The following is a 24183-nucleotide window of genomic DNA, read 5'->3' as shown; positions in this document are numbered from 1 at the left end:
TTACACCGCGTCTATAAGCCACGCCATGACCGACCAACCGGAACAAGCACCCGATCGTGCCCTTCGCCGCGGCTGGACGACGGGCGCCTGCGCCACCGCCGCCACCAAGGCCGCCTACGCGGCGCTGCTGACCGGCGGGTTTCCCGATCCGGTCACGATAACCCTGCCCGGCGGCGCCAAGCCGGCCTTCGCGCTCGCCTGGGAGGCTCTGGGGACCGAGGCGTGCTCCGCCGGGGTCGTCAAGGATGCCGGCGACGATCCCGACGTCACCCATGGCGCGCTGGTGATCGCCACCGTCCGGCGCGGCGCCGCCGGGACGGGCGTGGTGTTCCGGGCCGGCGAGGGCGTCGGGATGGTGACCAAGGAGGGCCTGCCGATCCCTCCCGGCGAGCCCGCCATCAACCCCATTCCCCGCCGCATGATGGCCGAGGCGGTGGCCGAGCTGGCGGCGGCCCAGGGCGATGCCGGCGATGTCGTGATCGAGGTCTCCATCCCCGGCGGCGCGGAGATCGCGCTGAAGACCTGGAACCCGCGTCTCGGCATCGTCGGCGGGTTGTCGATCCTGGGGACGACCGGCATCGTGGTGCCGTTCTCGTGCTCCGCCTGGATCCATTCGATCCACCGGGGCATCGATGTCGCCCGCGCCAATGGCTTCCATCACGTCGCGGGCTCGACCGGCTCCACCTCGGAACAGGCGGTCCAGCGCATCCACGGACTGTCCGATCTGGCGCTGCTCGACATGGGCGATTTCGCCGGTGGCATGCTGAAATACCTGCGCCGCAATCCCGTGCCGCGCCTGACCATCGCGGGTGGCTTCGGCAAGCTGACCAAGCTGGCCCAAGGCTTCCTCGACCTCCACTCCGGCCGCAGCCAAGTCGATTTCCACTGGCTGGCCGACCGCATGGCCGAGTTGGGCGCCTCGCCCGACGAGATCGAACAAGCCCGCGCCGCCAACACCGCCAATCAGGTACTGACCCGGGCGGTGGCGCTGGGAATACCACTGGCCGACCGTATCGCGGAGTTGGCGCGGGCCAAGGCGGTCGATGTGCTCGAAGGGTGCGGCACCGATGTCGAGGTGCTGGTGTTCGACCGCAAGGGCGTGCTGGAAGGCCGCGCCGGTTTCCCCGCTCCGGACAAGCTGCTGATCCTGGGCGGCACGACGGAGGCCGCCGAACTCGCCCGCCGGCTGGACGGCGTGCCGTTCATCACCTCGCTGGCCGGCCGCACCCTGGCACCCGCGGCGCTCCCCGGCGAGGTCCGCGTCGGTGGTTTCGGCGGCGCCGTGGGCTTGGCCGCGTATCTGAGGGCCAACGACATCGCGGCCGTGGTCGACGCCACCCACCCCTTCGCCGCCGCCATCTCGCGCAACGCCGCCGAAGCCTGCGAGGCGACCGGCGTGCCCCTGCTGGCTCTCGCACGCCCGGCATGGTCGGTGGAGCCCGGCGACCGCTGGACCGAAGTGGACGACATGGCCGCCGCCGTCGCCGCCGTTCCCGCCGGAGCCCGAGCGTTCCTCACCGTCGGCCGTCAGGAGCTGGCACCCTTCGCCACCCGCTCCGACGCGTGGTTCCTGGCGCGCGTGATCGATCCACCGGACGAGCCGGTCGCCAACATGACCTTCGTGACTGGGCGCGGCCCCTTCGACCTGGAGGCCGAGCGCCGGTTGCTGGAAGACAACGGCATCACCGTCGTCGTCACCAAGAACAGCGGCGGCCCGGCCAGCCAGCCGAAGCTGACCGCCGCCCGCGACCTCGGCATTCCGGTCATCCTGGTGCGCCGGCCCGAGCCGTCTTCCAAACCGCAGCCCCAGTCCATGGCCAGCGTCGCGACGGTGGCGGAGGCGCTGGAGTGGGTTCACGGGACCTTGCGCTCGGGCCGCAGCACATGAACATGCTGGGGATCGTAGAGCGCGCTGTCGCGGAAATCCTCCGAGCCCAACACGCGCCCGACGATCACCAGGGCGGTCCGCGTGATCTTGGCCGCGCGCACCTTCTCCCGAATATCCTCCAGCGTGCCGCGGATCACCACCTCGTCCGGCCACGTCGCGCGGTAGACGACCGCCACGGGACAGTCGGCGCCGTAGTGGGGTGACAGCTCCTCGACGATCTTGGTCATGTTGCGGATCGACAGGTGGATCGCCAGGGTGCCGCCCGAACGGCCCAGGATATCCAGCGTCTCCGCGTTCGGCATCGGTGACGACTTCATCGCCGTGCGGGTCAGGATGACCGTCTGCGACACTTCCGGCAGGGTCAGTTCGGTCCGCAGCAGCGCCGCCGCCGCCGCGTAGGCCGGCACGCCGGGCGTGATGTCATAGGGGATTCCCAGGGCATCCAGCCGCCGGATCTGCTCGCCGATCGCCCCATAGAGCGACGGGTCGCCGGAATGGACCCGCGAGACGTTCAACCCCTCGGCGTGGGCCCGCTCGATCTCCCCGATGATGTCGTCCAGCGTCAGCGGCGCCGTGTCGATGACTTTGGCGCCTTCCGGGGCATAGGCCACGACCTCGAGCGGCACCAGCGACCCGGCGTAGAGGCACACTTGGCAGCGGGCGATCAGATCGCGCCCGCGGATGGTGATCAGGTCGGGGGCGCCCGGGCCGGCGCCGATGAAGTGAACCGTCATAGGGCTTTGTCGTCCAAATGCTTCGCGGCGTAGCCGCGGGGGGTGTAGACCCAGGTGCCGCCATCGCCGCGCCTCAAGGCGCGGGTCTCGCTGGAGCCGATCATCACCAGCGTCAGCATGTCCACGTCGGCGGCGTCGAGATCCGCCAGCGTGGTCACCGTGATGGCCTCGCCCGGCCGCCCCAGGTTCCGCGCGATGATCACCGGCGTCGTGGCTGGCCGGTGCTCCAGCAGCACCGCCTTCATGGCGGGCAGCTGCTCGGTCCGCCGTCGCGACACCGGATTATAGACCGCGATCACGAAATCACCCTCGGCGGCGGCCTTGATGCGCCGTTCGATCACCGGCCACGGAGTCAGCAGGTCGGACAGCGAGATCGTGCAGAAGTCGTGGCCGAGGGGAGCGCCGACCCGCGCCGCCGCCGCCTGGAGGGCGGAGATGCCGGGCGTCACCGCGATGTCCAGCCGGGCCCAGTCCGCCCGACCCTCTCGCTCGACCAGTTCGAAAACCAGGGTCGCCATGGCGTAGATCCCGGCGTCGCCGCTGGAGACCAGCGCCACGTCGCGGCCTTCCGCCGCGAGGTCGAGGGCGACCCGGCAGCGCGCCTCCTCGGCCCCCAGCTCATAGCCATGGCGCCGCTTGCCCGCCGCCAGATCGCCCAGCAGGTCCAGGTAGAGGTGATAGCCCACCAGATCGGTGGCCGCCGTCAGCCACTGGTCGGCCTCGGGCGTCCTCCAGCCGTCGCTGCCGGGCCCGATGCCGACGATCGACAGCCGGCCGCGCCGGGCGCCGATATCGGCGGGATTCAGCGGGGCCGGGGCCAGGCCGATGGCGCAAGTCGCGCGCGCGGATTTCCGCTTGGGCACCAGCAGCGTTCCACCCGACGCAGCCAAAGCCGCCCCCTCGGCGACGCCATGGCAGCCGACCTCACGGAACACCAAGTCGGACGGGTTCGCCAGCCGGGGAGCCTCCTCCTCCAGCCGAGCCGCGCCGAAGAACCGGACCGGAACGCCCAGCGCCGCGGCGGCGGCGTGGATCGCGGGCTCATCCATCTTGACGTCGATCGAGCACAGCGCCGCGACCGCTCCCTCGGCCAGCCCGGCTTCGGTAAGGGTTTCCCGCACCAACCCGATCACCTCATCCGCCGAAGCGCCGCGCTCGCAGCCGACGCCGACCGCCAGCACGGGCGGATGGTAGACGAGCCGGGTGTCGGAGCCCGGCTCCGCCCGCTCCGTCACCCGCAAGGTCAAGCCCGCGTCGGGCGAGAAGGGCAGGCGGCTGCCCCGCAGCCACGGCGCCTCGCCGTCGAGCTGGACCTTGGCGCCCGCGATCAACGCCGCGGTGTAGGGCTTGGCGTCCTCCGGGTTGGCGAGGTGCCAGCCGTCCGGCGGCTCGTCCAAGGCGACGCCGAAGTTGAGGTCCCCGGCTGTCGTGATGGCGGGTTCGATCCCCAGTGCCGCGGCCAACTGGCGGGCGATCCCGTTGGCGCCGTGGTGGCCGCCCAGCAGCGGAACCACGGCGCTGCCGTCCTCCGCCAGGGCCAGCACCGGCGGCTCCGCCCTCTTGTTCGACAGCACGGGTCCCAGCGCGCGGATCAGGATGCCGGAGGCGAACACGCCGATGATCGGTGTTCCCGCCAGGAACAGGGCTGTCAGATGATCCAGCGTGCTGGAGAAATCCTTGTCCGCCCCGGTGATGCGATGGGCCAAGCCGTGGATCTCGGCTCCGGGCAGCACGGTGCGGGCACCGGCCGCGACCTCGAAACCCGATTGCGACAGGACGACGAAGACGGGAGCGGTCATGACCACGCCTCCCCCCGGCGGTGGACCAGCACCATGGAGAAATACGGCACCGCGTCGGCGTCGACCTCGTCCAGCCTCAGCAGGCGCTGGTTCTCCATGGTGGCTCGCTCGATGTAACGGGCGCTCCCGGCCAAGCCCAACTCCTCCAGCACGTCGCGCACCTTGGCGAAGTGGCGGCCCAGTTTCATGATCGCGGCGGCGTCGGTCGCCAACAGCCGGTCGCGCAGCGTCTCGGCGGGCAGGGGGGCCGGCAGGACGGTCAGCACGTCGTTGCGGGCCGCCAGCGGTGCTCCCAAGCTGGCGGCGCAGGCGGTCAGCGACGACACGCCCGGAACCACCTGGACCGGGAACCGCTCCGCCATGCGGCCGAACAGATACATGAACGAGCCGTAGAAGAACGGGTCACCCTCGCACAGCACGGCGACGTCCCGGCCGTCCTCCAAATGCCCGCCCAACTCGATGGCGGCGCGGTCATAGACCTCCCGCGCCGGGAACCGCTCGACCACCATCGGCATGCGGATCGCGACCTCGGTCTGTCCGCCGGGCAGGTGGCTGGCGACGATGGCGCGGGCGAGGCTGTCGCCATGCTCGGGTGCCGGGTACGCCACCACGGGAGACGACCGCAGCAGGCGCAGCGCCTTCAGGGTTATCAGTTCGGGGTCGCCCGGCCCGACACCCAGGCCGTAGAGGGTTCCGCTCATGTCTTGATCAGCGCCAGTTGGGTGACCGGCATCAGGGGACGCCAGCCAGAGAAAGGACCGACCGGTTCGGCCCTGGAGATCGCGATGCGGGTCAAGCCGCCGCCCAGCCGGGAATAGGCCGAGGTCAGCACCTGCTCGCCCTCGATCGTGACGGCGTTGGCGACGAGCCGTCCGCCGACCGGCAGCGCCTCCCAGCAGGCGTCGAACAGGCCGGGCGCGGTCAGGCCGCCGCCGATGAACACCGCGTCGGGGGCGGGCAGATCGGCGAGGGCATCCGGTGCCTTGCCATCCACGATGGTCAGGCGCGGACAGCCCAGTTGCTCGGCGTTGGCCGCGATCAGGGCCAACCGGTCTCGGCGAGGTTCGATGGCGACCGCGCGGCAGGTCGGGTGGTGGCGCATCCATTCCACGGCGATGGAGCCGCAGCCGGCTCCCACGTCCCACAGAAGCTGGCCGGGCACCGGCGCCAAGGCCGCCAGCGTCGCGGCCCTTACCTCGCGCTTGGTCAATTGGCCGTCGTGATGAAACGCCTCGTCCGGCAATCCGGGCGTCCGGGGCAGCAGCGGCGCTCCCGGATCGGCGACGCACTCGACCGCCAGCGTGTTGAGATCGGCGATGTCCGGATCATCCCAGGCGCGACGGCGTTCCAGTGGGCCCCCCAGATGCTCCAGCACCGTGATGTCGCTGCCGCCATAGCCGCGCTGGCGCAGCAATCCAGCGACGGCAGAGGGAGTCGTGGCGTTCTCCGACAGGATCAGCAGGCGGGCGCCGGGTTGGACGAAGGCGTGGAGCGTCGCCAATGGACGGCCATGAAGCGACAGCGTCTCGACCTCGGCCCGAGCCCAGCCCATCCGGGCGCAGACCAGTCCGAAGGCACCCACCGCCGGGATCACGATCATCTCGTCGGCCGGGATCCGACGCACCAGCGTGGCCGCGATGCCGTGGTCGAACGGGTCGCCGCTCGCCAGCACGCAGGTCTTGCGGCCACGCAGGCGCATCAGCCGATCGACGCCCTCGCGGAAAGGTGACGGCCAGATCAGCCGCTCGAAACCGTCGCCGGGGATCATGGCGAGGTGCCGCGCGCCGCCGATCAACGTTTCCGCCGCTTCGATCAGGCGCCTGCCGGCCGGCGATACGCCGCCCAGCCCGTCGTCGCCGATGCCGACGATCGACAGCCATGCTCCGGGGTGTGTCGTCATGCCGAGGCTCCGATCGCCAGCGCGTTGACGGCGGCGGAGGCCATGGCGCTGCCGCCGCGTCTCCCCAGCACGGTGATGAAGGGGACGCCGCGCGGGTTGGCCGCCAGTTCCGCCTTGGACTCGGCGGCGCCGACGAAGCCGACGGGAAAGCCCAGGATCACCGCCGGCCGTGGGGCGCCGGCGTCCAGCAGCTCCAGCAGGCGGAACAAAGCCGTCGGCGCGTTGCCGATGGCGACGATGGCGCCCTCCAGGTGGGGCAGCCACAGGTCCAGCGCCGCGGCGGACCGGGTGGTGCGGAGTTGCGCCGCCAGACCCGGCACGGCCTCGTCGGTCAGGGAGCACAGCACCGGATTGGCGGCGGGCAGGCGGGTTGCCATGATGCCGGACGACACCATGCGGGCGTCGGTCAGGATGGCGGCACCCGCGTGCAGCGCGGATCTTCCGGACGCCACCGCGTCGGCGCTCCAGGCGAGGTCTTGGACCAGATCGACCATGCCGCAGGCGTGGATCAGGCGGGTCGCCACCTCGGCCACATCGGAGGGCAGGCCGCCAAGCTCGGCCTCCTCCGCGATGGTCGCGAAGGAGCGGCGGTAGATCTCCGCCGGATCACGCAGGTAATCCATCGCCGGATCAGTCGCTCGGTCGCTTGGTCATGCTCTTCGGCCCCAGCGGATGGTCGGCGTGGGGGTAGGGATGGTGGTGGTGGCCCGCGGCGCCGTGCCCATGATCATGCCCATGGGCGTGATCGTGTCCATGATCGTGACCATGCGCCGCGTGGTCATGGCCATGGGGGTGATCGTGCGGATGTTCATGATCCGCGTGGCCATGTGGATGGTCGTGTCCATGGGCATGGGCATGGCCGTGCCCATGCCCATGCCCGTGGTCGTGCCCATGCCCGGGAGTCGGTGCCGCGCCGTTGCCGGTACCGATGCCCTCCACGTGATGGTGGTGGCTCTCCTGGCGCAGGCCGACCTCGGCCTCGAAGCCCAGGACCTGTTCGCGGTACTTGCACATCTGGCAGTTCATGTTGCCGGTACCCTCCAGGATCTCCGCGACGCGGTCCGAGAAGGTCTCCAGCACCATGGGATGGTCGTTCAGATAGCCGGCCTTGATGAACTCGATCTGGGGATATCTGGCCGCCACGGCGTCGGCGTAGTCGTAGATCCGCTGGACCAAGATGCCGGTGAACAGGAAGTAGGGGAACACCACGATCCGCTTGTAGCCAAGCTTCGCCGCGTGCTCCAGCCCCGGCTCGACCAGCGGGAAGGTGACGCCGGAGTAGGATGTCTCGGCCCAGCCGAAACCCATCCCCTCCCACAGCATGCGGGTGACCTTCGCCACGTTGGAATTGGCGTCCGGATCGGATGAGCCGCGGCCGACCACCATCAGAAGCGTCTCGTGGCGCGGCACGTCGCCCCCGGCCATCACCAGCGCCTCGGCCACCCGATCTCCGGCGGCGCGCAGCATCTTCAGGTCGATGCCCAGCTCGCGGCCGTAGTGGATCGTCATGCCCTCGTTCTTCGCCTGATAGGCGTTCAGCACCGACGGGATGTCGTTCTTGGCGTGACCGGCGGCGAACAGCATGCCGGGGATCGCCAGCACCTTGGTGACGCCCTTGGCGCGCAGCTTGTCCAGCCCATCGCGGATGATCGGCTTGGCGAATTCCAGGTAGCCGTACTCGACCGCGTCGAACGGCAGCTTGGCGCGCAACTGGCCCGCCACGACGGCGAACTCCTGGACGGCGCCGGTGTCCCGGCTGCCGTGGCCGCACAGCATGACGCCCAGCTTCTCGGGCCGCTGGATGGCGTCGAGCTTATCGGAAGACTTGGTGATCGCGTTCATCGTTCCTCTCTCCCCGGTGCACCCCGCCCGGACCCTTTGTTGTTGCGAGCGACATTGGCAGGTCTCCTGGCTCGCAGGTCACTGTCGGCGCCGTTGCCTTCCCGGCCCGCGATCTTGGGCCAGTGGCGTGAAATCGGTGCCGACTCACTGCTCACAGTTGCGGGGGCAGCCACGGATTTGGCATAGGCATTCCAGCCTCGCCGCACCGTGTTCCCTTTTCACCCCGCGTCCAAACAGGACGCAAAGGAACCAATATCCATGGGTCAGCAGTCTTACGGCCCGACCGCATCAGCGTCAATCGGCAATGCGCCGCTCCCCGGATCCGGCGGCGTCTCCGGCGCCGCGCGCGTGACCGACCACGGTGGCGGCTTGTCCGGCGCCGAAGCCCGATTCGGCAGGCCGCGGGATGGCTGGATCGACCTGTCGACCGGCATCAACCCGTGGCCCTATCCGGTGCCGCCGCTGACGGCCGAAGCCTGGAACCGGCTGCCGGACCGCGCCGCGCACGACAAGCTGATCGCCGCCGCGGCCGGATATTTCGGCGCCGATCCGACCACCCTCGTGGCGGCTCCGGGTTCGCAGGCGCTGATCCAAGCGGTGCCGCGCCTGGTGCCGCCGGGACGCGTGGCGATCCTGGGCTTCACCTATGCCGAGCACGCCCGCTGCTGGAGCCTCGCCGGGCACCACGTCACCATCGCCGACACCTTGGCCGACGCCGCCGCGGCCGCCGACTGCGTCATAGTGACCAACCCCAACAACCCGGACGGACGCCGCTCCACCCCCGCCGATCTGCTGGAACTCGCCGGCGTCCTGGCGGGGCGGGGCGGCTCGCTGGTGGTGGATGAAGCCTTCGCCGACGTCGCGCCCGAGCTGAGCGTCGCCGGAACCGCCGGCCGGCCTGGGCTCCGCGTGCTGCGCTCGTTCGGCAAGTTCTTCGGGCTGGCCGGCCTGCGCCTGGGCTTCGCGCTGGGCGATCGCGACCTCATGGCGCGGCTGGAGGATCATCTCGGCCCCTGGGCGGTGGCGGGGCCGGCGCTCGAGATCGGCGCCGCCGCCATGGCCGATCGCGCCTGGATCGCCACCACCCGCGACCGTCTGGCGGCGGCCGCGACCTCGCTGGACGATATCCTGAGCGCCCATGGGCTCGGCGTCGTCGGCGGAACCGACCTCTACCGCCTGATAGAAACCCCCGGCGCCGCGGCCCTGTTCGAACATCTGGGCCGTCACGGCATCCTGGTCCGCCCCTTCCAATCCAAGCCGGGCTGGCTCCGCTTCGGCCTGCCGCCGGATGCCGTTGCGGTGGAGCGCTTGCGCGAAGCGCTCGCCTCGTTCATTTTGCCGCCATGAAGAATGTCCCTACTTTCGATGCGGTTTTTCAGGAACGGCTGGAGGACTTGTTCCGCTGGCGCCGCGATGTCCGCCGCTTCCGGACCGACCCGATCGACGACGCGTTGGTGGAAAAGTTGGTCGGCGTCGCGGCCTTGGCCCCCTCGGTCGGTTACAGCCGGCCCTGGCGCTTCGTCCGCGTCGACGATCCCGCCCGGCGCGCCGCCGTCCGAAGCGCCTTCGAGCGATGCAACGCCGAGGCGCTGGGCGGCTACACCGGGGAGCGCGCCAAGCTCTACGCGACATTGAAGCTGGCCGGCCTGAACGACGCCCCGGTCCAACTCGCCGTCCTCAACGACGACGACACGACCCGCGGCCACGGCCTCGGCCGCCGCACCATGCCGGAGATGCTTCGCTACTCCACCGTCACCGCGGTCCACACGTTCTGGCTGGCGGCGCGGGCATATGGGATTGGGGTGGGCTGGGTGTCGATCCTCGATCCCAAAGCGGTCCACACCGCCCTTGACGTGCCACCGTCGTGGTCGCTGGTGGCCTATCTCTGCGTGGGATTGCCGGTCGAGGAACACGCCGACCCGGAACTGGAGCGGGCGGGCTGGGAGATGCCGGACGACGCGGCGGCGACGCTGTCCAGGCGTTGATCCGCGCTGGACTTCCGATCCAGCCCGGATCCCCACCAGGAGGCGACGCGGCGGGCCGGTGATGGTTGGCCTTCCGCGCCGATCTCCTTACCTCCCGAGCCGGTCCCCCAGCTACCCCCCAAGCCAGGGTCAGGCTGATCTGACGTCGCCCAGGAACTTCTCGACCTCCAGGCGGAGCAGATTCGCCTGCTGGGTCATCTGGCGGGCGGTGTCGAGGACCTCCTCCGCCGCGCGCCCCGACTCCCCGGCCGACTCGGTGACTCCGAGGATGTTGCTCGAAACCTCGCGCGTCCCGGCGGCCGCCTGCTGGATGTTTCGGGCGATTTCCTGCGTCGCCGCCGCCTGTTCCTCGACCGCCGCCGCCACCGTGGTCGAGATCTCGTTGACCTCGATGATGACGCGCGCGATGGCCTGGATATCGCTGACCGCATCCCCGGTGGCGTTCTGTATGTCCTGGATCTGCGCCGCGATCTCCTCGGTCGCCTTGGCGGTCTGTGTCGCGAGGTTCTTGACCTCGGACGCGACCACCGCGAAGCCCTTGCCCGCCTCGCCGGCCCGGGCCGCCTCGATTGTCGCGTTGAGCGCCAGGAGATTGGTCTGGCTGGCGATGTTGTTGATCAGGTTGACGACCTCGCCAACTTTGCGGGCGGCTTCGGCGAGCCCGGCGACCCTTTCGTCGGTACGCTTGGCCTGTTCGGAAGCCCTGTTCGCCACGGCGGTCGATTGACTCATCTGCCGGCCGATCTCGCCGATCGACGAGGACAATTCCTCCGCCGCCGTCGCGACGGTCTGGACGTTGGCGGAGGTTTGCTCCGAGGCGGCGGCGACGGCGCCGGCCTGCTGGTTCGCCTGATCGGCCGCCGCGGAAACGGTCTGGGCGACACGCTCCATGCCGGTGGCCTGCCGCGACACGGCTTCGACGACGCCGCCGATCTTCATCTGGAAGCTGTCGGCCAGACCGTTCATCAACGCGCGCTTCTCGGCCTCCTCCCGCTCGGCGGCGGCGATCTGCCGCCGTTCCAAATCCGCCTTGTCGATGGCGTTCTGACGAAAGACCTCGACGGCGATGGCCATGGCGCCGATCTCGTCCTTGCGATCCGCGTCGGGGACCTTGACCGAGACATCACCGGCCGTGATGCTCCCCATGATCCCCGTCATGCGCGCGACCGGCGCGGCGACCGTGCGCGATAGGAGAAAACCCAGTCCCAGCGCGCCGGCGACGACGCCTCCGATTCCGCCCCAAAGCGCGTGAGTCAGGGCATCGAAGGCGTCGGCCTGGTCTTTCGCGCGCGACTCCAACAATCCGGTTTCCGCCGCGCGCATATCCGAGACCGTGCGGCGCAGGGCATCCATCGAAGCCTTCCCCTTGCCGTCGGTCTCGATCGCCCGGGCCATCTCGACGGTCGCCGGGTCGCCCATCAGTTTGATGGCGGGTTCGGCGACGTCGCGACGCCAGGCATCCGCCGAAGACCCAAGCGCCTCCAACCGGCTTTGTTGCGCTGGATTGTCGGCGGTCAACGATTTCAGCTTGCCCAGATCGTCGGCGAATTGCCTCTGTCCGTCCTCGTAGGGAGCCAGGAATTCCTTCCGCCCGGAAATCAGGAAACCACGCAGTCCAGTCTCCTGGTTGACCATGGAGGACATCGCGCCGTCCAGGTGACCCAGCACTTCGTAGGTGTGGGTCTTCCAGGAGTCCGACCGCTCCAGGACATCCGCGTTGCTCTTGACGAACAGGCTCATGGCGACCACGGTCAGGATTATCAGACCAAATGTGGCCACCAATTTGCGCGAAATCGAAAGGTTGTTCAGGAACTTCATTGGTGCTGTGTCCATGGAATTGATAGAGTTTCCTCAATATCATTGTGAATTAAATTTATGAAAAATTGATCAAGTGCGGCCGTGTGTCGGACGATGCGCCTTGCTATCTTTGGTGATAGGAGGAGCCGGTGTCTTGGCTATTATCATCCGAGCGACATCGATAGTTCGGTGTCGCTCGGATGATAATAGCCAACCTTGATGGCGCGGTGGGGGGATGTCCCGCGATCTGGTCGTCTCCCCCTCGATCGTTCACCCTTGATCGCCGGGACATCCGATCCGCCGATGGGCGCGTTTCCCGCTTGGGATTGGCTTTCCGGCACGCCGCCGCTTGACGCAGAACCATTCCACCCTCTAGCCTTGCTCCTGGTGATAGGTTCCCCCGACGCGAGCGACGGAGGGGGATTAATAGGGAACACGGTGCGGCGGACCCCTCAGGGGACCTAATCCGTGGCTGCCCCCGCAACTGTGAGCAGCGAGTCTTCGCCGACCGCACGCCACTGGCCCGTGACAAGGCTGGGAAGGCAACGGCGATGGATCACGACCTGCGAGCCAGGAGACCTGCCGTCACCGGATGAGCCGAATGTCCGGGCGGGGTGCACCGGGAGGAAGGCCGACCAGGACGGTGGCGCCTCCGCGTTTCCGTCCCGTGGGCGCTTCATTCCTGCATCCCCTTTTGTCGAAAAAGGGGAAGTTTTCTCAATGCATATCATGGAAGGCTATCTGCCGCCGCTCCATGCCGTGGCTTGGACGGTGACCGCGGCGCCGTTCGTCGTGGCGGGGGTGCGCCGGATCCAGCGGGTGGCCGAGGATCATCCGGAAACCAAGCTGCTGCTCGCCACCTCGGGCGCTTTCGCCTTCGTGCTTTCGGCGCTCAAGATACCCTCGGTCACCGGCAGCTGTTCGCACCCGACCGGCGTCGGGCTGGGCGCCGTGCTGTTTGGGCCGAACGTCATGGCGGTGCTGGGCACCATCGTCCTGCTGTTCCAGGCGCTGCTGCTGGCCCATGGCGGGCTGACGACGCTGGGCGCCAACGCCTTCTCCATGGCCGTGGTCGGCCCCTGGGTCGCCTTTGGCGTCTGGCGTATGGCGTCGGGCATGGGCAGAAGCCTCGCGGTCTTCCTCGCGGCGGCTCTGGGCAACCTCGCGACCTATTGCACGACCTCGGTCCAGCTGGCGCTGGCCTTCCCCGATCCGGCGACCGGTATCGGCGGCGCGCTGGTCAAGTTCCTGTCGATCTTCGCGATCACCCAGATCCCGCTGGCGGTGGTCGAAGGGCTTCTGACGGTCGTGGTCGTCAATCTTCTGATGCAATACAGCCGGGACGAGCTTTCCACCCTGTCCTTCGCTCCCCGGACCGCTTCCCGGGCCAAGGTGGTGGGTGCCGAATGAGAAGCCGCAATGGAATGCTCCTGCTGCTCGCCGCGGCCATCACGATCCTGCCGCTGCTGGTCGTCGGCAACGCCGAGTTCTCCGGTTCGGATGGGCAGGCGCGGGATGTGATCGACGGTGGTGGCTACGAGCCTTGGTTCGAACCGTTGTGGGAACCTCCCAGCGGCGAGATAGAGAGCCTTTTGTTCTCCTTGCAGGCGGCTCTGGGCGCTGGACTGCTCGGCTACTACATCGGTCTGCGCAAAGGCCGCCGCGAGGAAAAGGGCCGCGCCGAACGGTCGCGTGGGGAGCGGGCGGAACTCCATGCTGGCGATTGACCGCCACGCCTGGACCAACCGTTGGCACGCCCGCCACCCGCTGGAAAAGCTGCTGCCAGCCTTGGTCATGATGCTGGTGGCGCTGGTCATGTCGCCGTGGCCGACGGCGCCCCTGGTGATCGCCGTCATGGTGACGCTGGCGGTGGCGGGGGCGGGCGTCCCCGCCACCGCCGTGCTGGGAACGTTGGCGGTGCCCTTGGGCTTCCTGCTGACAGGCGTTCCCGTGCTGGCCCTGGCGGTCGATGTCTCGGACGGGCTGAGCTTGGGCCTCGCTCCCGATGGGTTGGAGATGGCGGCCGCCGTGACGTCGCGGTCGCTGGCGGCGACCTCGTGCCTCGTCTTCCTGATCCTGACCACGCCCATGGCCGACCTGATGCCGCTGCTGGGCCGCATCGGCGTTCCGCGCCTCATTCGGGATCTGATGCTGCTGATGTACCGCTTGATCTTCATCTTCCTGGATTGCGCCATCACTGGGCGGCAGGCGCAGGTTGGGCGGCTTGGCTATGACGGTCCCCGGCGGTCGCTGCGCTCGCTCGGCTGGCTTGCGGGGAGCCTGTTCCAGCGCTCGCTCGACCGGGGAAGGCGGCTGGAGACCGGCTTGGCCGCGCGCGGCTTCACGGGAGACCTGCCGCAACCGTCCGACGGACGGACGCCTTCGCCGGTCGCCTTGCTGGCCGGTGTCGCGTTGCCTCTGGCCGTGGCTTGCGCGGCGTGGCTGGGGCCCTTGGAATACGCCGCATGGACGAAGTGATCCTCGAGGCCGTGGGGCTTCGCCACGCCTATCCCGGCGGCGTCGAGGCCCTGCGCGGCATCGACCTCACAATCACCAGGGGCCGCAGGCTGGCACTGCTCGGGCCGAACGGCTGCGGCAAGACAACGCTGTTCCTCCACCTCAACGGCACGCTGAGGCCGGGGGCCGGCAAGGTGCTGCTCGGCGGCGCTCCCGCCGGCTATGACCGGCGGAGCCTGCGCGACTGGCGGAGCCGGGTGTCGCTGGTGCTTCAGGACCCGGACGATCAGATCTTCGCCGCGACCGTCGCCCGCGACGTCGCCTTCGGCCCGCTCAACCTGGGGCTGGGGGAGACCGAGGCCCGGCGGCGCGTGGCGTCCGCGCTGGCCGGTCTCGGCATCGCCGATCTGGCGGAGCGGCCGACCCACATGCTCAGCTTCGGGCAGAAACGCCGTGTCGCGATCGCCGGCGCCCTGGCGATGCGCCCGGAAGTGCTTCTGCTGGACGAGCCGACCGCCGGCCTCGACGCCGAGGGCGAGGTGCTGCTGATGGCGGCGCTGGACGATCTGAGCGCCGCCGGCATGACGCTGGTGCTGTCGACCCATGACGTCGATCTGGCCTATGCCTGGGCCGACGAGATCGCCGTCTTCGTCGATGGCCGCACCATCCGCCACGGTCCCGTCACCGAGGTCATGGCCGACACCAACACCCTCGCGCGGGCCCGGCTGCGCCCGCCGATCCTGCTGGAACTGGCGAGCGTCCTCGATCTGCCGCGGCCCTGGCCCCGGACGCGGGATGGCATGCTGGAACGGGTTGGAATCAGGGCGCTCCGTCACAATCTCCCAACCCATGAGTGACATGTCCCAAAAGCCCCGCCGGCTCCCGGCCTGCCCGATCTGCGGGCGGCCCGCCGATCCCCAGTACAAGCCCTTCTGCACGCCGCGCTGCGCCGATGTCGATCTCAACCGCTGGCTCGGCGGCGTCTACCGCGTCGAGGTCGATGACCCAGAGGCGGAGATCGAGGACGGCTTCGACGGTGAACCGGAACGGCTGCATTGAACAAGCCCACCAGTCGCCATTCCGCCATGGCGTCAATGTCATTCAAATCCCGTACAACTGTAGCCTAGCTGTCATGACCCGTTGATACCGTGCCGGCCTTCGAGGAGGTCGGGCCATCCACCGTGGCTCGATCGCTCAATTATTTCCCGCATGGCCCCACGGAGCAGCGACGATGACCGGGTTGAATTTTGAAAAGCTGTTTCGATTCCCGGATTTCACCCAGCGTCAGGCGACGCCGCCTTTGGCGCCCTGGAACCTGATGGCCGCCTATTCCGAATATGTCGTCGATCTGATGCAGCGTCAGGTCATGTTCATGGACGTGATGCGGAAGCGTGGCAATGGCTTCGTCGAGATGGAGCGCAAGGGACTTCCGCCCGTGCTGGCGTTCGATTACGACATCATCGTCGATGGCCGCGCGCTCGAAAAGCCGGTCAACTACGCTCTCGTCCTGATCCGCCCGCCGGATTCGAAATCGACCTTGCGGCGCGGCCTTATATCATCGTCGATCCGCGCGCCGGCCACGGCGCCGGCATCGGCGGTTCCAAGATGGAAAGCCAGGTCGGCGTGGCGTTGCGCGCGGGTCACCCCGTCTACTTCGTCATCTTCTTCCCCGAGCCCGAACCCGGCCAGACCATCATCGATGTCTGCCGCGCCGAGCAGGTCTTCGTCCGCACCGTGGCCTCCCGCCATCCCGACGCGCCGAAGCCGGTCGTCGAGGGCAATTGCCAAGGCGGCTGGGCGGTCATGATGCTGGCGGCTTCCCAGCCGGAACTCACCGGACTGATCGTGATCAACGGCGCGCCGCTGTCGTACTGGGCCGGCGTCAGCGGCAAGAACCCGATGAGGTACACCGGCGGCTTGTCGGGTGGTTCCTGGGGCGCGCTGCTGGCGTCCGATCTGGGCAACGGCAAGTTCGATGGCGCCAATCTGGTGATGAACTTCGAGTCGTTGAACCCTGCCAACACGCTCTGGAAGAAGTACTACAACCTGTTTTCCCAGATCGATACCGAGGAACAGCGTTTCCTGGACTTCGAGCGCTGGTGGGGTGGCTTCTACATGATGAACGAGGAGGAGATCCATTGGATCGTCAGCAACCTCTTCATCGGCAACAAGCTGTCCGCCGGCCGGATCGAGGTCGACGCGGAGAACCACTTCGACATCAAGAGCATCCGGTCGCCGATCATCGTCTTCGCGTCGGCCGGCGACAACATCACCCCACCCCAGCAGGCCCTGAACTGGATCGCGGACGTCTATGAAAGCGCCGCCGAGATCAAGGCCAATGGTCAGGTGATCGCCTATCTGCTCCACGAGGATGTCGGCCACCTCGGCATCTTCGTCTCCGGAAAGATCGCCCGCAAGGAACACACCGAGATCGTCAGCACGCTGCAATTCATCGAAACCGCGGCACCCGGCCTGTACGAGATCATCATCACCGACAAGCGGGTGGTCGATGGCGAGATGCGCTACAGCGTGGCGCTGGCCGAGCGCGAGATCGACGACATCCTGGCGCTCGACAGCGATGGCCGCGAGGACGAGCGCGCCTTCGAGGCCGCCGCCAAGGTGTCGGAGTTCAACGAACGCCTGTACACCACCGTGGTTCGGCCGCTGGTCAAGGCGGTCACTAACGAGAAATCGGCCAAGCTGCGCCGGGCGATGCACCCGCTGCGCTCCCAGCGCGCGATCCTGAGCGACGCGAACCCGGCGCTGTGGCCGGTCGGCCCCCTGGCCGACGCGGTGCGCTCCGCCCGTCTGCCGGTCAAGCCCGACAATCCTTTCCTGAAGGCCGAGCGCTCGTTGTCCGATGCCATCGCGCAAGGTCTCGACAGCTACCGCGACCTGCGCGACACCATGCGGGAAGCGACCTTCCACTTGGTCTATGGCGGTCTCCATGGACTGCTGCCAGCCTCGAAGGCCGTGACGGGCGAACCGGTCCAGGCCAAGGATCTGCGCGACACCCCGGAAGTCCGGAGCATCCTGGACGGCATCTCCGAGGGGGGGTACGCCCATGCCGTGGTCCGCATGATGATCCTGCTGGCGGATGCCCGCGGCACGGTCCGGCGCAGCCGGCTGGAGCGCGCCGACCGGTTGCTGCACGATGATCCCGCCTTCGCCGGCTTCCCGGAGGATGGCCTCAAGCAGATCATCCACGAGCAAGGCCTGATCATCGAGCTGGAGCCGGAACTGGCCTTGACCACCTTGCCGTCCCTGCTGCCCGAACCCGCGGACGCGCTGCGCGCCCTGGCGGTGGTCGAGGCGGTGGCGGGACCCCGCGCCGAGATGGAGGAGCGGACCATCGCCACGCTGGCGCGCATGGCGGAAATCCTCGCCGGTGGCGACCAATCCGAGGCGGCGTGACCATGAAGGGCATCAAGCTGGAGGACTGCGTCGCCAAGATCCCCGATGGAGCCAGCCTGATGGTGGGCGGCTTCATAGGGGTGGGCACGTCCGAGCGGGTGATGGACGAACTGGTCCGGCAGGGCAAGCGCGGCCTCACGGTCATCGCCAACGACACCGCGCGGCCGGGCATCGGCATCGGCAAGCTGATCGACGCCGGCGCGCTGTCCAGGGTCATCGTCAGCCATATCGGCACCAATCCTAATACCCAGCGCCAGATGATCGCCGGCGATCTGATCGTGGAACTGGTGCCCCAGGGCACCTTGGCGGAACGGGTGAGGGCGGGGGGCTTCGGTCTTGGCGGCATCCTGACCCGCACCGGGCTGGGCACGGCGGTCGAGGAGGGCAAGAACCGGATCGAGGTCGGCGGCGAGACGTTCCTGCTCGAAACGCCGATCCGCGCCGATTTCGCGATCGTCCACGCCAAGCAAGCCGATTACGCCTGCAACCTGGCCTATTCGCTGACCGCGCAGAACTTCAATCCCCTGATGGCGATGGCCGCCGATATCGTGATCGTGGACGCCGAGGATATCGTCCCGATCGGCGTGATCCCGCCCGACAGCGTCCGCACGCCGGGCGTTCTGGTCGATCACCTGCTTAACCGGGGAGCTTGAGGCATGGACGCGCAAACCATCATCGTCAAGCGGGTCGCCCAGGAACTTCGGCCCGGCACCTTGGTCAATCTCGGCATCGGCATGCCGACCAAGGTCGCGAACCACCTGCCGGCCGGCGTCTCGGTGTTCTTCCAGTCGGAGAACGGTTTGCTCGGCATGGGTCCGGTGCCGCCGGACGGCATGGAGGACCCCGACCTGACCGACGCCGGCGGCAGCTTCGTCACCGCCCTGTCGGGCGCCGCCGCGTTCGACAGCGCCATGTCGTTCGGCTTGATCCGGGGCGGCCACTTGGACGTCACCGTCCTCGGCGGACTGCAGGTCGACCAGCGCGGCCGGCTGGCGAACTGGATGATTCCCGGCAAGATGATCCCCGGCATGGGCGGGGCCATGGACCTAGTCTCGGGCGCCAAGCGGGTGATCGTCGCCATGACGCACACCGCCAAGGGAGCGCCCAAGATCCTGCGGGAATGCACCCTGCCGCTGACGTCGATCCGCCGCGTCGACCTGGTCGTCACCGAGATGGCCGTGATCGCCTTCACCGAGGCCGGGCCGGAACTGCGGGAGGTGGCACCCGGCCTGACCATCGCGGAGGTGGTGGCAGCGACCGAGGCCGAATTGATCGTGCCCGCGGAGGTGCCGGTGATGGCGGTCTGAGAGCCGCCGTCAGCCGCGCGGCACCGACAGCCGGGGCGGGGCCAGGAAGCAGTCCAGGGCGAGCGCTATGCCGCCCATCGGCACCGCGTCCTCGCCCAGCGGCGACACGCGGACCCTGACTCCCGCCGCCGAGGGTCCCAGCGCCTGTTCCGACAGCGCCGTCTCCAGGCTCGGGATGATGTGGGCGCCGACCGAGGCGAGATTGCCGCCCAGGAGGATCAGCGTCGGGTTCAGCATGTTGACGATGTTGGACAGGGCGAAGCCCAGATGCCGCCCGACCTCCTCCAGCAGCGCCCGAACCTCCGGCCGTCCCGCCACCGCCAGTTCCGCCACCTCGTGGATGTCGGCGGCGTCGATGCCCTGCTCGGCCAAGCGGCGCAGGATGGCGGCTTCGGACACATAGGTCTCCAGGCAGCCACGCCGGCCGCAGCCGCACAGCCGGCCATCCGGCACCACCTTGGTGTGGCCGATCTCCCCCGCGAAGCCGCTGGCACCGCGATAGACCCGGCCTCCCAGCACCAAGGCTCCACCGACCCCTGAATCGCCGGTGACGTAGACATAGTCCTCGACCGTGCGGCACAGGCCGAACAGACGTTCCGCGATGGCCGCCGCCTTGGTGTCGTTGTCGACCGCGACCGGGCAGTCGAACATCTCCTCCAGGGTCGAGCGGATCGGCACGTCGCGCCAGCCCAGGTTGGGCGCCAGCACCAGCGTTCCCGTCCTGTCCATCAGCCCCGGCACGCCAACGCCGATCGCCCGCACCGAGGCCCAGCCTTCGCCGATCTCGGCCAGTTCGCGGTCGATCACCGCGCGCACCGTCACCAGTGCCGCCTTGACGTCCAGGCTGCCGGGCAACTGGCAATGACCCAGCACCTCGCCGGTCAGCGTCGTGGTGACGACGCGGATGGTCGTTGGCTCCAGCCGGACACCGACCAGAACCCCCGCACTCCTTGGGATCGTCAGCGCGGTCTCCGGCCTACCGACCCGCCTGGTCTTGGCCTGCTCCGACCGCTCGACCAGCCGCAGGTCCTGCAACTGGGCGACGACGGTCGAAACCGTGGCTTTGTCCAGGCCGGTCAGCCGGCCGAGATCCCGCTGTGAGCTTTCCGGATGCTCGCGCAGAGCGTGAAAGACGCGCGCGATGTTTATCTGACGAATCAGTGCCGAGTTGACCCGGGCTGACACGGCGATGTTCTCCTCGCCCGCTTGACCATGCCTAAACCATAGGCTACGCTGTTTTTTGTTCGATGGTCTATCTAATTTGAGATCAAGCGTCGGGAAAGACGCCACGACATCGGACGGGAGGGATGAACGCCAGTGCCGCGCACACCACAGCGCCAGCAGCGCCTTTTCCATGACGTTTTCGCCCCTGGCGGCCTCGCCGCGGGGCATCCCCTCCCGCGCCCGTTCCACATCAGCGAGGGCACGATCAGATGAAGACGATCAAGGGACCGGCCATCTTCCTGGCTCAGTTCGCCGGCGACTCCGAGCCGTTCAACTCGCTCGCCGGGATCGCCCGATGGGCGGCGGGCCATGACTTCAAGGGCGTCCAGATTCCCACCTGGGACGCCCGCCTGTTCGATCTGGCGAAGGCGGCCGAGAGCGTCACCTATTGCGACGAGGTCAAGGGCATCCTGAACGAGGCGGGTGTCGAGCTGACCGAGCTGTCGACCCACCTCCAGGGCCAGCTGGTCGCCGTCCATCCCGCCTACGATCTCGCCTTCGACGGCTTCGCGGCGCCCGAGGTCCGGGGCAAGCCGGAAGCGCGCCAGAAATGGGCGGTCGAGCAATTGCGGCTCGCGGCCAAGGCCTCGCGCAACCTCGGCCTGACGGCGCACGCGACGTTCTCCGGCGCGCTCGCCTGGCCCTACCTCTACCCCTGGCCGCAGCGCCCGGCCGGTCTGGTCGAGACGGCGTTCGACGAGCTGGCCAAGCGCTGGCTGCCGATCCTCAACGAGTTCGATCGGGCGGGAGTCGACCTCTGCTACGAGATCCATCCGGGCGAGGACCTCCACGACGGCGTGACCTTCGAGATGTTCCTGGAGCGGGTCGGCGAACATCCCCGCTGCAATATCCTGTACGACCCCAGCCACCTGCTGCTGCAGCAGCTCGATTACCTGGGCTACATCGACGTCTACCATGAGCGCATCCGCATGTTCCACGCCAAGGACGCGGAGTTCAACCCGTCGCCGCGCCAGGGCGTCTATGGCGGCTTCCAACCTTGGATCGACCGGGCGGGCAGGTTCCGCTCGCTCGGCGACGGGCAGGTGGATTTCACCGGCATCTTCTCCAAACTGACCCAGTACGGCTTCGACGGCTGGGCCGTCCTGGAATGGGAGTGCTGCATGAAACATCCGGAGCAGGGGGCCGCCGAGGGCGCCGCCTTCATCGAGGCCCACATCATCGAGGTGACGGAGCGCGCCTTCGACGACTTCGCCGGCGCCGGCACCGATGACGAGGCTAACCGCCGCATGCTCGGCCTCGGCCCGACGGGAGGTGGCGCATGACCATCGAGGGCGGGAACGCCGCGGCGGCGCTGGGACGCCGGCTCCGGCTCGGCATGGTCGGTGGGGGCAGGGGAGCCTTCATCGGCGCGGTCCACCGGATCGCCGCCCGGATCGACGATCGTTGGGAACTGGTCGCCGGCGCGTTGTCGGGCGATCCGGCGCGCTGCCGCGACAGCGCCGCCGACCTCCACGTTCCGGAAGACCGCGCCTACACCGACTTCGCCGAGATGGCTCGGGCGGAGGCGGCGCGCGCCGATGGCATCGACGCGGTCGCCATCGTGACGCCCAACCACCTGCACTATCCCGCCGCCCGCGCCTTCCTGGACGCCGGCATCCATGTCATCTGCGACAAACCCATGACCGCGACGGTGGAGCAGGCTGACGATCTGGCGGCGGCCGTGGCGGCCAGCGGACGGCTGTTCGCGCTGACCCACAACTACACCGGCTACCCCATGGTCCGCCATGCCCGCGCCCTGGTGGCCGAGGGTGCGCTCGGGACGATCCGCGTCGTGCAGGTCGAATACCCGCAGGACTGGCTGACCACCTCGTTGGAGGAGACCGGCCAGAAGCAGGCGGCGTGGCGGACCGATCCGGCGCTGACCGGCGGCGGTGGCTGCATCGGCGATATCGGGACGCACGCCTTCAACCTCGCCGAGTTCGTCTCCGGTCTCCACTGCACCCAACTGGCCGCCGACCTCTCCAGCTTCGTGCCGGGCCGGCGGGTCGACGATAACGTCAACATGCTGCTGCGCTTCGGCAGCGGCGCCCGCGGCATGCTGTGGTCGAGCCAGGTGGCGCCCGGCCATGAGAACGGCCTGCGGCTCAGGATCTTCGGTGACCAAGCCGGCCTGGAGTGGCACCAGGAGCAGCCGAACCATCTGCGCGTCACCCGGTTCGGCGAACCGCCCCAGATCGTGACCCGCAACGGCCCCGGCTCCGGCCCCGCCGCGGCCCACGCCAGCCGCATCCCCGCAGGCCACCCCGAGGGCTACCTGGAAGGCTTCGCGCAGATCTACCGCGATGTCGCCGAGCAGGTCGCGGCATCCATCGAAGGGCGCGAGCCCGATCCCGCCGCCTTGCTGGTGCCGACCGTCGCCGACGGCGTCCGCGGCGTCCGCTTCATTTCCGCCGCCCTCGACAGCAGCCGCAACAACGCGGCCTGGACGGCGCTCTCGACCCCCTGATTTGCCCCCCGATCCGCCGGAGCCCCCCATGACCACCGAAATTTTCAAGAACATCGGCCGCATCCCCTTCAAGGGACCGGATTCGGACGACCCCCTGGCCTTCCGCGACTACGAGCCCGACCGCATGGTGCTGGGCAAGCGCATGGAGGATCACCTGCGGGTGGCGGTGTGCTGGTGGCACACCTTCTGCTGGCCCGGCGTCGACATGTTCGGCGCCGGCACCTTCGACCGTTCCTGGCAGGCGGCCGACACGCTGGAGAACGCCGAACTGAAGCTCCAGGCCGCGTTCGAATTCTTCGAGAAGCTGGGCGTGCCCTATTTCTGCTTCCACGACGCCGACGTGGCGCCCTTGGGCGAGACCATCGCCGAGGGTGACGCCAACCTCGCGCGGATCGAGGAACTGATGCGCGCCGGCATCGACCGCACCGGCGTCAAGCTGCTGTGGGGCACCGCCAACCTGTTCTCGCACCGGCGCTACATGGCGGGCGGCGCCACCAACCCGGATCCCGAGGTGTTCGCCTTCGCCGCGGCACAGGTGGCACGCGTGCTGGAGATGACCCACCGGCTGGGCGGCGAGAACTATGTGCTGTGGGGGGGCCGCGAGGGCTACGACACGCTGCTCAACACCGACATGAAGCGCGAGATGGACCAGCTTGGCCGGTTCCTGTCCATGGTGGTCGAGCACAAGCACCGCATCGGCTTCACCGGCACCATCCTGATCGAGCCGAAGCCGATGGAGCCGACCAAGCACCAGTACGACCACGACGCCGCGACGGTCCACGCCTTCCTCCGCAAATACGGACTGGAGAAGGAGATCCGCCTGAACCTGGAGGTCAACCACGCGACGCTCGCCGGGCATTCCTTCGAGCACGAGGTCGCCTACGCCATCGCCAACGACCTGATGGGCAGCTTCGACATCAACCGGGGCGATCCGCAGAACGGCTGGGACACCGACCAGTTCCCCAACGACGACCGCGAGGCGGCACTGGCGCTGTTCCACATCCTGTCCGCCGGCGGGCTGACCTCCGGCGGCTTCAACTTCGACGCCAAGGTGCGGCGCCAGTCGATCGACGCCGAGGACCTGTTCATGGCCCATATCGGCGGCATGGACACCCTGGCGCGCGGCCTGCTGATGGCGGAGCGGATGATCGGCGATGGTAAGCTGGCGGGCTTCGTGACCGAGCGCTACGCAGGTTGGACGCAGGGCTTGGGCGCCGACATCCTGGCGGGTAGGTCCAGCCTGTCCGACCTCGCGACCCTGGCCCGCGACCAGGGCTTGAAGCCGCAACCGCGCTCAGGCCGTCAGGAGTATCTGGAGAACCTGGTTAACAGGTACTAGTCTGCGCCCACCGAAGTCCGAAAACTGGGA

Annotated in this window: 21 protein-coding genes, 1 pseudogene and 2 riboswitches; of the genes and pseudogenes, 14 read left to right on the top strand and 8 right to left on the bottom strand. The window is 68.6% G+C overall.

What is annotated here, in order from left to right; translation table 11 throughout:
- Positions 1–25: 25 nt before the first annotated feature.
- On the top strand, positions 26–1888 hold the full coding sequence (locus tag N825_RS40915; RefSeq protein ID WP_063833765.1) for a cobalt-precorrin-5B (C(1))-methyltransferase: 1863 nt from the start codon (positions 26–28) through the stop codon (positions 1886–1888).
- Here N825_RS40915 and cobM read toward each other — a convergent pair.
- Genes cobM through N825_RS12950 form a run of 6 tightly spaced genes read right to left on the bottom strand, consistent with a single transcriptional unit; the run spans position 1855 to position 8163 of the window.
- Complete coding sequence (gene cobM, locus N825_RS12975; RefSeq protein ID WP_037452120.1) at positions 1855–2622, bottom strand: precorrin-4 C(11)-methyltransferase; 768 nt, start codon at positions 2620–2622, stop codon at positions 1855–1857. The two genes, N825_RS40915 and cobM, sit on opposite strands and share 34 nt — an antisense overlap.
- On the bottom strand, positions 2619–4421 hold the full coding sequence (cobJ, locus tag N825_RS12970) for a precorrin-3B C(17)-methyltransferase (protein ID WP_037452116.1): 1803 nt from the start codon (positions 4419–4421) through the stop codon (positions 2619–2621). Before cobJ ends, cobM begins: the two co-directional genes overlap by 4 nt.
- A complete protein-coding gene (locus tag N825_RS12965; protein ID WP_037452114.1) occupies positions 4418–5122 on the bottom strand; it encodes a precorrin-2 C(20)-methyltransferase in 705 nt (234 codons plus the stop codon). The genes cobJ and N825_RS12965 overlap by 4 nt, the downstream gene beginning before the upstream one ends.
- Positions 5119–6321 carry a bifunctional cobalt-precorrin-7 (C(5))-methyltransferase/cobalt-precorrin-6B (C(15))-methyltransferase gene (locus N825_RS12960; protein ID WP_037452111.1) on the bottom strand — a complete coding sequence of 401 codons (1203 nt, stop codon included), beginning with the start codon at positions 6319–6321 and terminating at the stop codon, positions 5119–5121. The genes N825_RS12965 and N825_RS12960 overlap by 4 nt, the downstream gene beginning before the upstream one ends.
- Positions 6318–6944: a precorrin-8X methylmutase gene (locus N825_RS12955; RefSeq protein WP_037452108.1), complete on the bottom strand. Its 627-nt coding sequence runs from the start codon at positions 6942–6944 to the stop codon at positions 6318–6320. Before N825_RS12955 ends, N825_RS12960 begins: the two co-directional genes overlap by 4 nt.
- A 7-nt stretch (positions 6945–6951) precedes the next feature.
- Positions 6952–8163, bottom strand: coding sequence for a sirohydrochlorin chelatase (locus N825_RS12950; RefSeq protein ID WP_084164696.1), 1212 nt, complete (start codon positions 8161–8163; stop codon positions 6952–6954).
- A gap of 39 nt (positions 8164–8202) precedes the next feature.
- Positions 8203–8432, bottom strand: a riboswitch (cobalamin riboswitch).
- Here N825_RS12950 and cobD point away from each other — a divergent pair.
- The gene (gene cobD, locus N825_RS12945) at positions 8422–9510 is read left to right on the top strand and encodes a threonine-phosphate decarboxylase CobD (RefSeq protein ID WP_084164695.1); all 1089 of its coding nucleotides are present in this window, start codon (positions 8422–8424) and stop codon (positions 9508–9510) included. (Overlaps the previous riboswitch by 11 nt.)
- A complete protein-coding gene (bluB, locus tag N825_RS12940) occupies positions 9507–10148 on the top strand; it encodes a 5,6-dimethylbenzimidazole synthase (RefSeq protein ID WP_037452105.1) in 642 nt (213 codons plus the stop codon). Before cobD ends, bluB begins: the two co-directional genes overlap by 4 nt.
- Positions 10149–10277: 129 nt before the next feature.
- On the opposite strand, the gene N825_RS12935 is transcribed toward bluB, so the two are convergent.
- Positions 10278–11981, bottom strand: a complete 1704-nt coding sequence (locus N825_RS12935; RefSeq protein WP_051512268.1) for a methyl-accepting chemotaxis protein — start codon at positions 11979–11981, stop codon at positions 10278–10280.
- Between the two features lie 338 nt (positions 11982–12319).
- A riboswitch (cobalamin riboswitch) is annotated at positions 12320–12546 on the top strand.
- 119 nt (positions 12547–12665) lie between these two features.
- Between N825_RS12935 and N825_RS12930 the strand changes: the two genes are divergently transcribed.
- The 8 genes and pseudogenes from N825_RS12930 to N825_RS12895 all read left to right on the top strand — a co-directional run bounded on the left by N825_RS12930 (position 12666) and on the right by N825_RS12895 (position 19123).
- A complete protein-coding gene (locus N825_RS12930; RefSeq protein WP_037452099.1) occupies positions 12666–13355 on the top strand; it encodes an energy-coupling factor ABC transporter permease in 690 nt (229 codons plus the stop codon).
- Positions 13352–13672 (top strand): energy-coupling factor ABC transporter substrate-binding protein, encoded by a 321-nt coding sequence (locus N825_RS12925; RefSeq protein WP_037452096.1) that lies wholly within the window; start codon positions 13352–13354, stop codon positions 13670–13672. The genes N825_RS12930 and N825_RS12925 overlap by 4 nt, the downstream gene beginning before the upstream one ends.
- Positions 13659–14423, top strand: a complete 765-nt coding sequence (gene cbiQ, locus N825_RS12920) for a cobalt ECF transporter T component CbiQ (protein WP_037452093.1) — start codon at positions 13659–13661, stop codon at positions 14421–14423. Before N825_RS12925 ends, cbiQ begins: the two co-directional genes overlap by 14 nt.
- Positions 14411–15259, top strand: a complete 849-nt coding sequence (locus tag N825_RS12915) for an energy-coupling factor ABC transporter ATP-binding protein (RefSeq protein WP_051512266.1) — start codon at positions 14411–14413, stop codon at positions 15257–15259. Before cbiQ ends, N825_RS12915 begins: the two co-directional genes overlap by 13 nt.
- Before the next feature lies 1 nt (position 15260).
- Positions 15261–15461, top strand: coding sequence for a DNA gyrase inhibitor YacG (locus N825_RS12910; RefSeq protein ID WP_037452091.1), 201 nt, complete (start codon positions 15261–15263; stop codon positions 15459–15461).
- A 172-nt stretch (positions 15462–15633) separates the two neighbouring features.
- Positions 15634–17816 (top strand): annotated as a pseudogene (locus N825_RS12905) (DUF3141 domain-containing protein).
- Positions 17817–17818: 2 nt separating this feature from the next.
- Positions 17819–18469 carry a CoA transferase subunit A gene (locus N825_RS12900; protein WP_037452088.1) on the top strand — a complete coding sequence of 217 codons (651 nt, stop codon included), beginning with the start codon at positions 17819–17821 and terminating at the stop codon, positions 18467–18469.
- 3 nt (positions 18470–18472) lie between these two features.
- Entirely contained in the window at positions 18473–19123 is a 651-nt protein-coding gene (locus N825_RS12895) for a 3-oxoacid CoA-transferase subunit B (protein WP_037452085.1), read from the top strand.
- 9 nt (positions 19124–19132) lie between these two features.
- Here N825_RS12895 and N825_RS12890 read toward each other — a convergent pair whose 3' ends face one another.
- Positions 19133–20308, bottom strand: a complete 1176-nt coding sequence (locus tag N825_RS12890; protein WP_051512260.1) for an ROK family transcriptional regulator — start codon at positions 20306–20308, stop codon at positions 19133–19135.
- Between the two features lie 248 nt (positions 20309–20556).
- On the opposite strand from N825_RS12890, the gene N825_RS12885 reads away from it, so the two are divergent.
- Genes N825_RS12885 through xylA form a run of 3 tightly spaced genes read left to right on the top strand, consistent with a single transcriptional unit; the run spans position 20557 to position 24153 of the window.
- Entirely contained in the window at positions 20557–21630 is a 1074-nt protein-coding gene (locus N825_RS12885) for a sugar phosphate isomerase/epimerase family protein (RefSeq protein ID WP_037452082.1), read from the top strand.
- Positions 21627–22814, top strand: coding sequence for a Gfo/Idh/MocA family protein (locus N825_RS12880; RefSeq protein ID WP_051512256.1), 1188 nt, complete (start codon positions 21627–21629; stop codon positions 22812–22814). Before N825_RS12885 ends, N825_RS12880 begins: the two co-directional genes overlap by 4 nt.
- A gap of 28 nt (positions 22815–22842) precedes the next feature.
- Positions 22843–24153, top strand: a complete 1311-nt coding sequence (xylA, locus tag N825_RS12875; protein ID WP_037452080.1) for a xylose isomerase — start codon at positions 22843–22845, stop codon at positions 24151–24153.
- The last annotated feature ends 30 nt before the right edge of the window (positions 24154–24183 follow it).

Source organism: Skermanella stibiiresistens SB22 (assembly GCF_000576635.1).
Lineage (GTDB): Bacteria > Pseudomonadota > Alphaproteobacteria > Azospirillales > Azospirillaceae > Skermanella > Skermanella stibiiresistens.
This window is presented reverse-complemented; position numbering and strand designations above follow the sequence as displayed.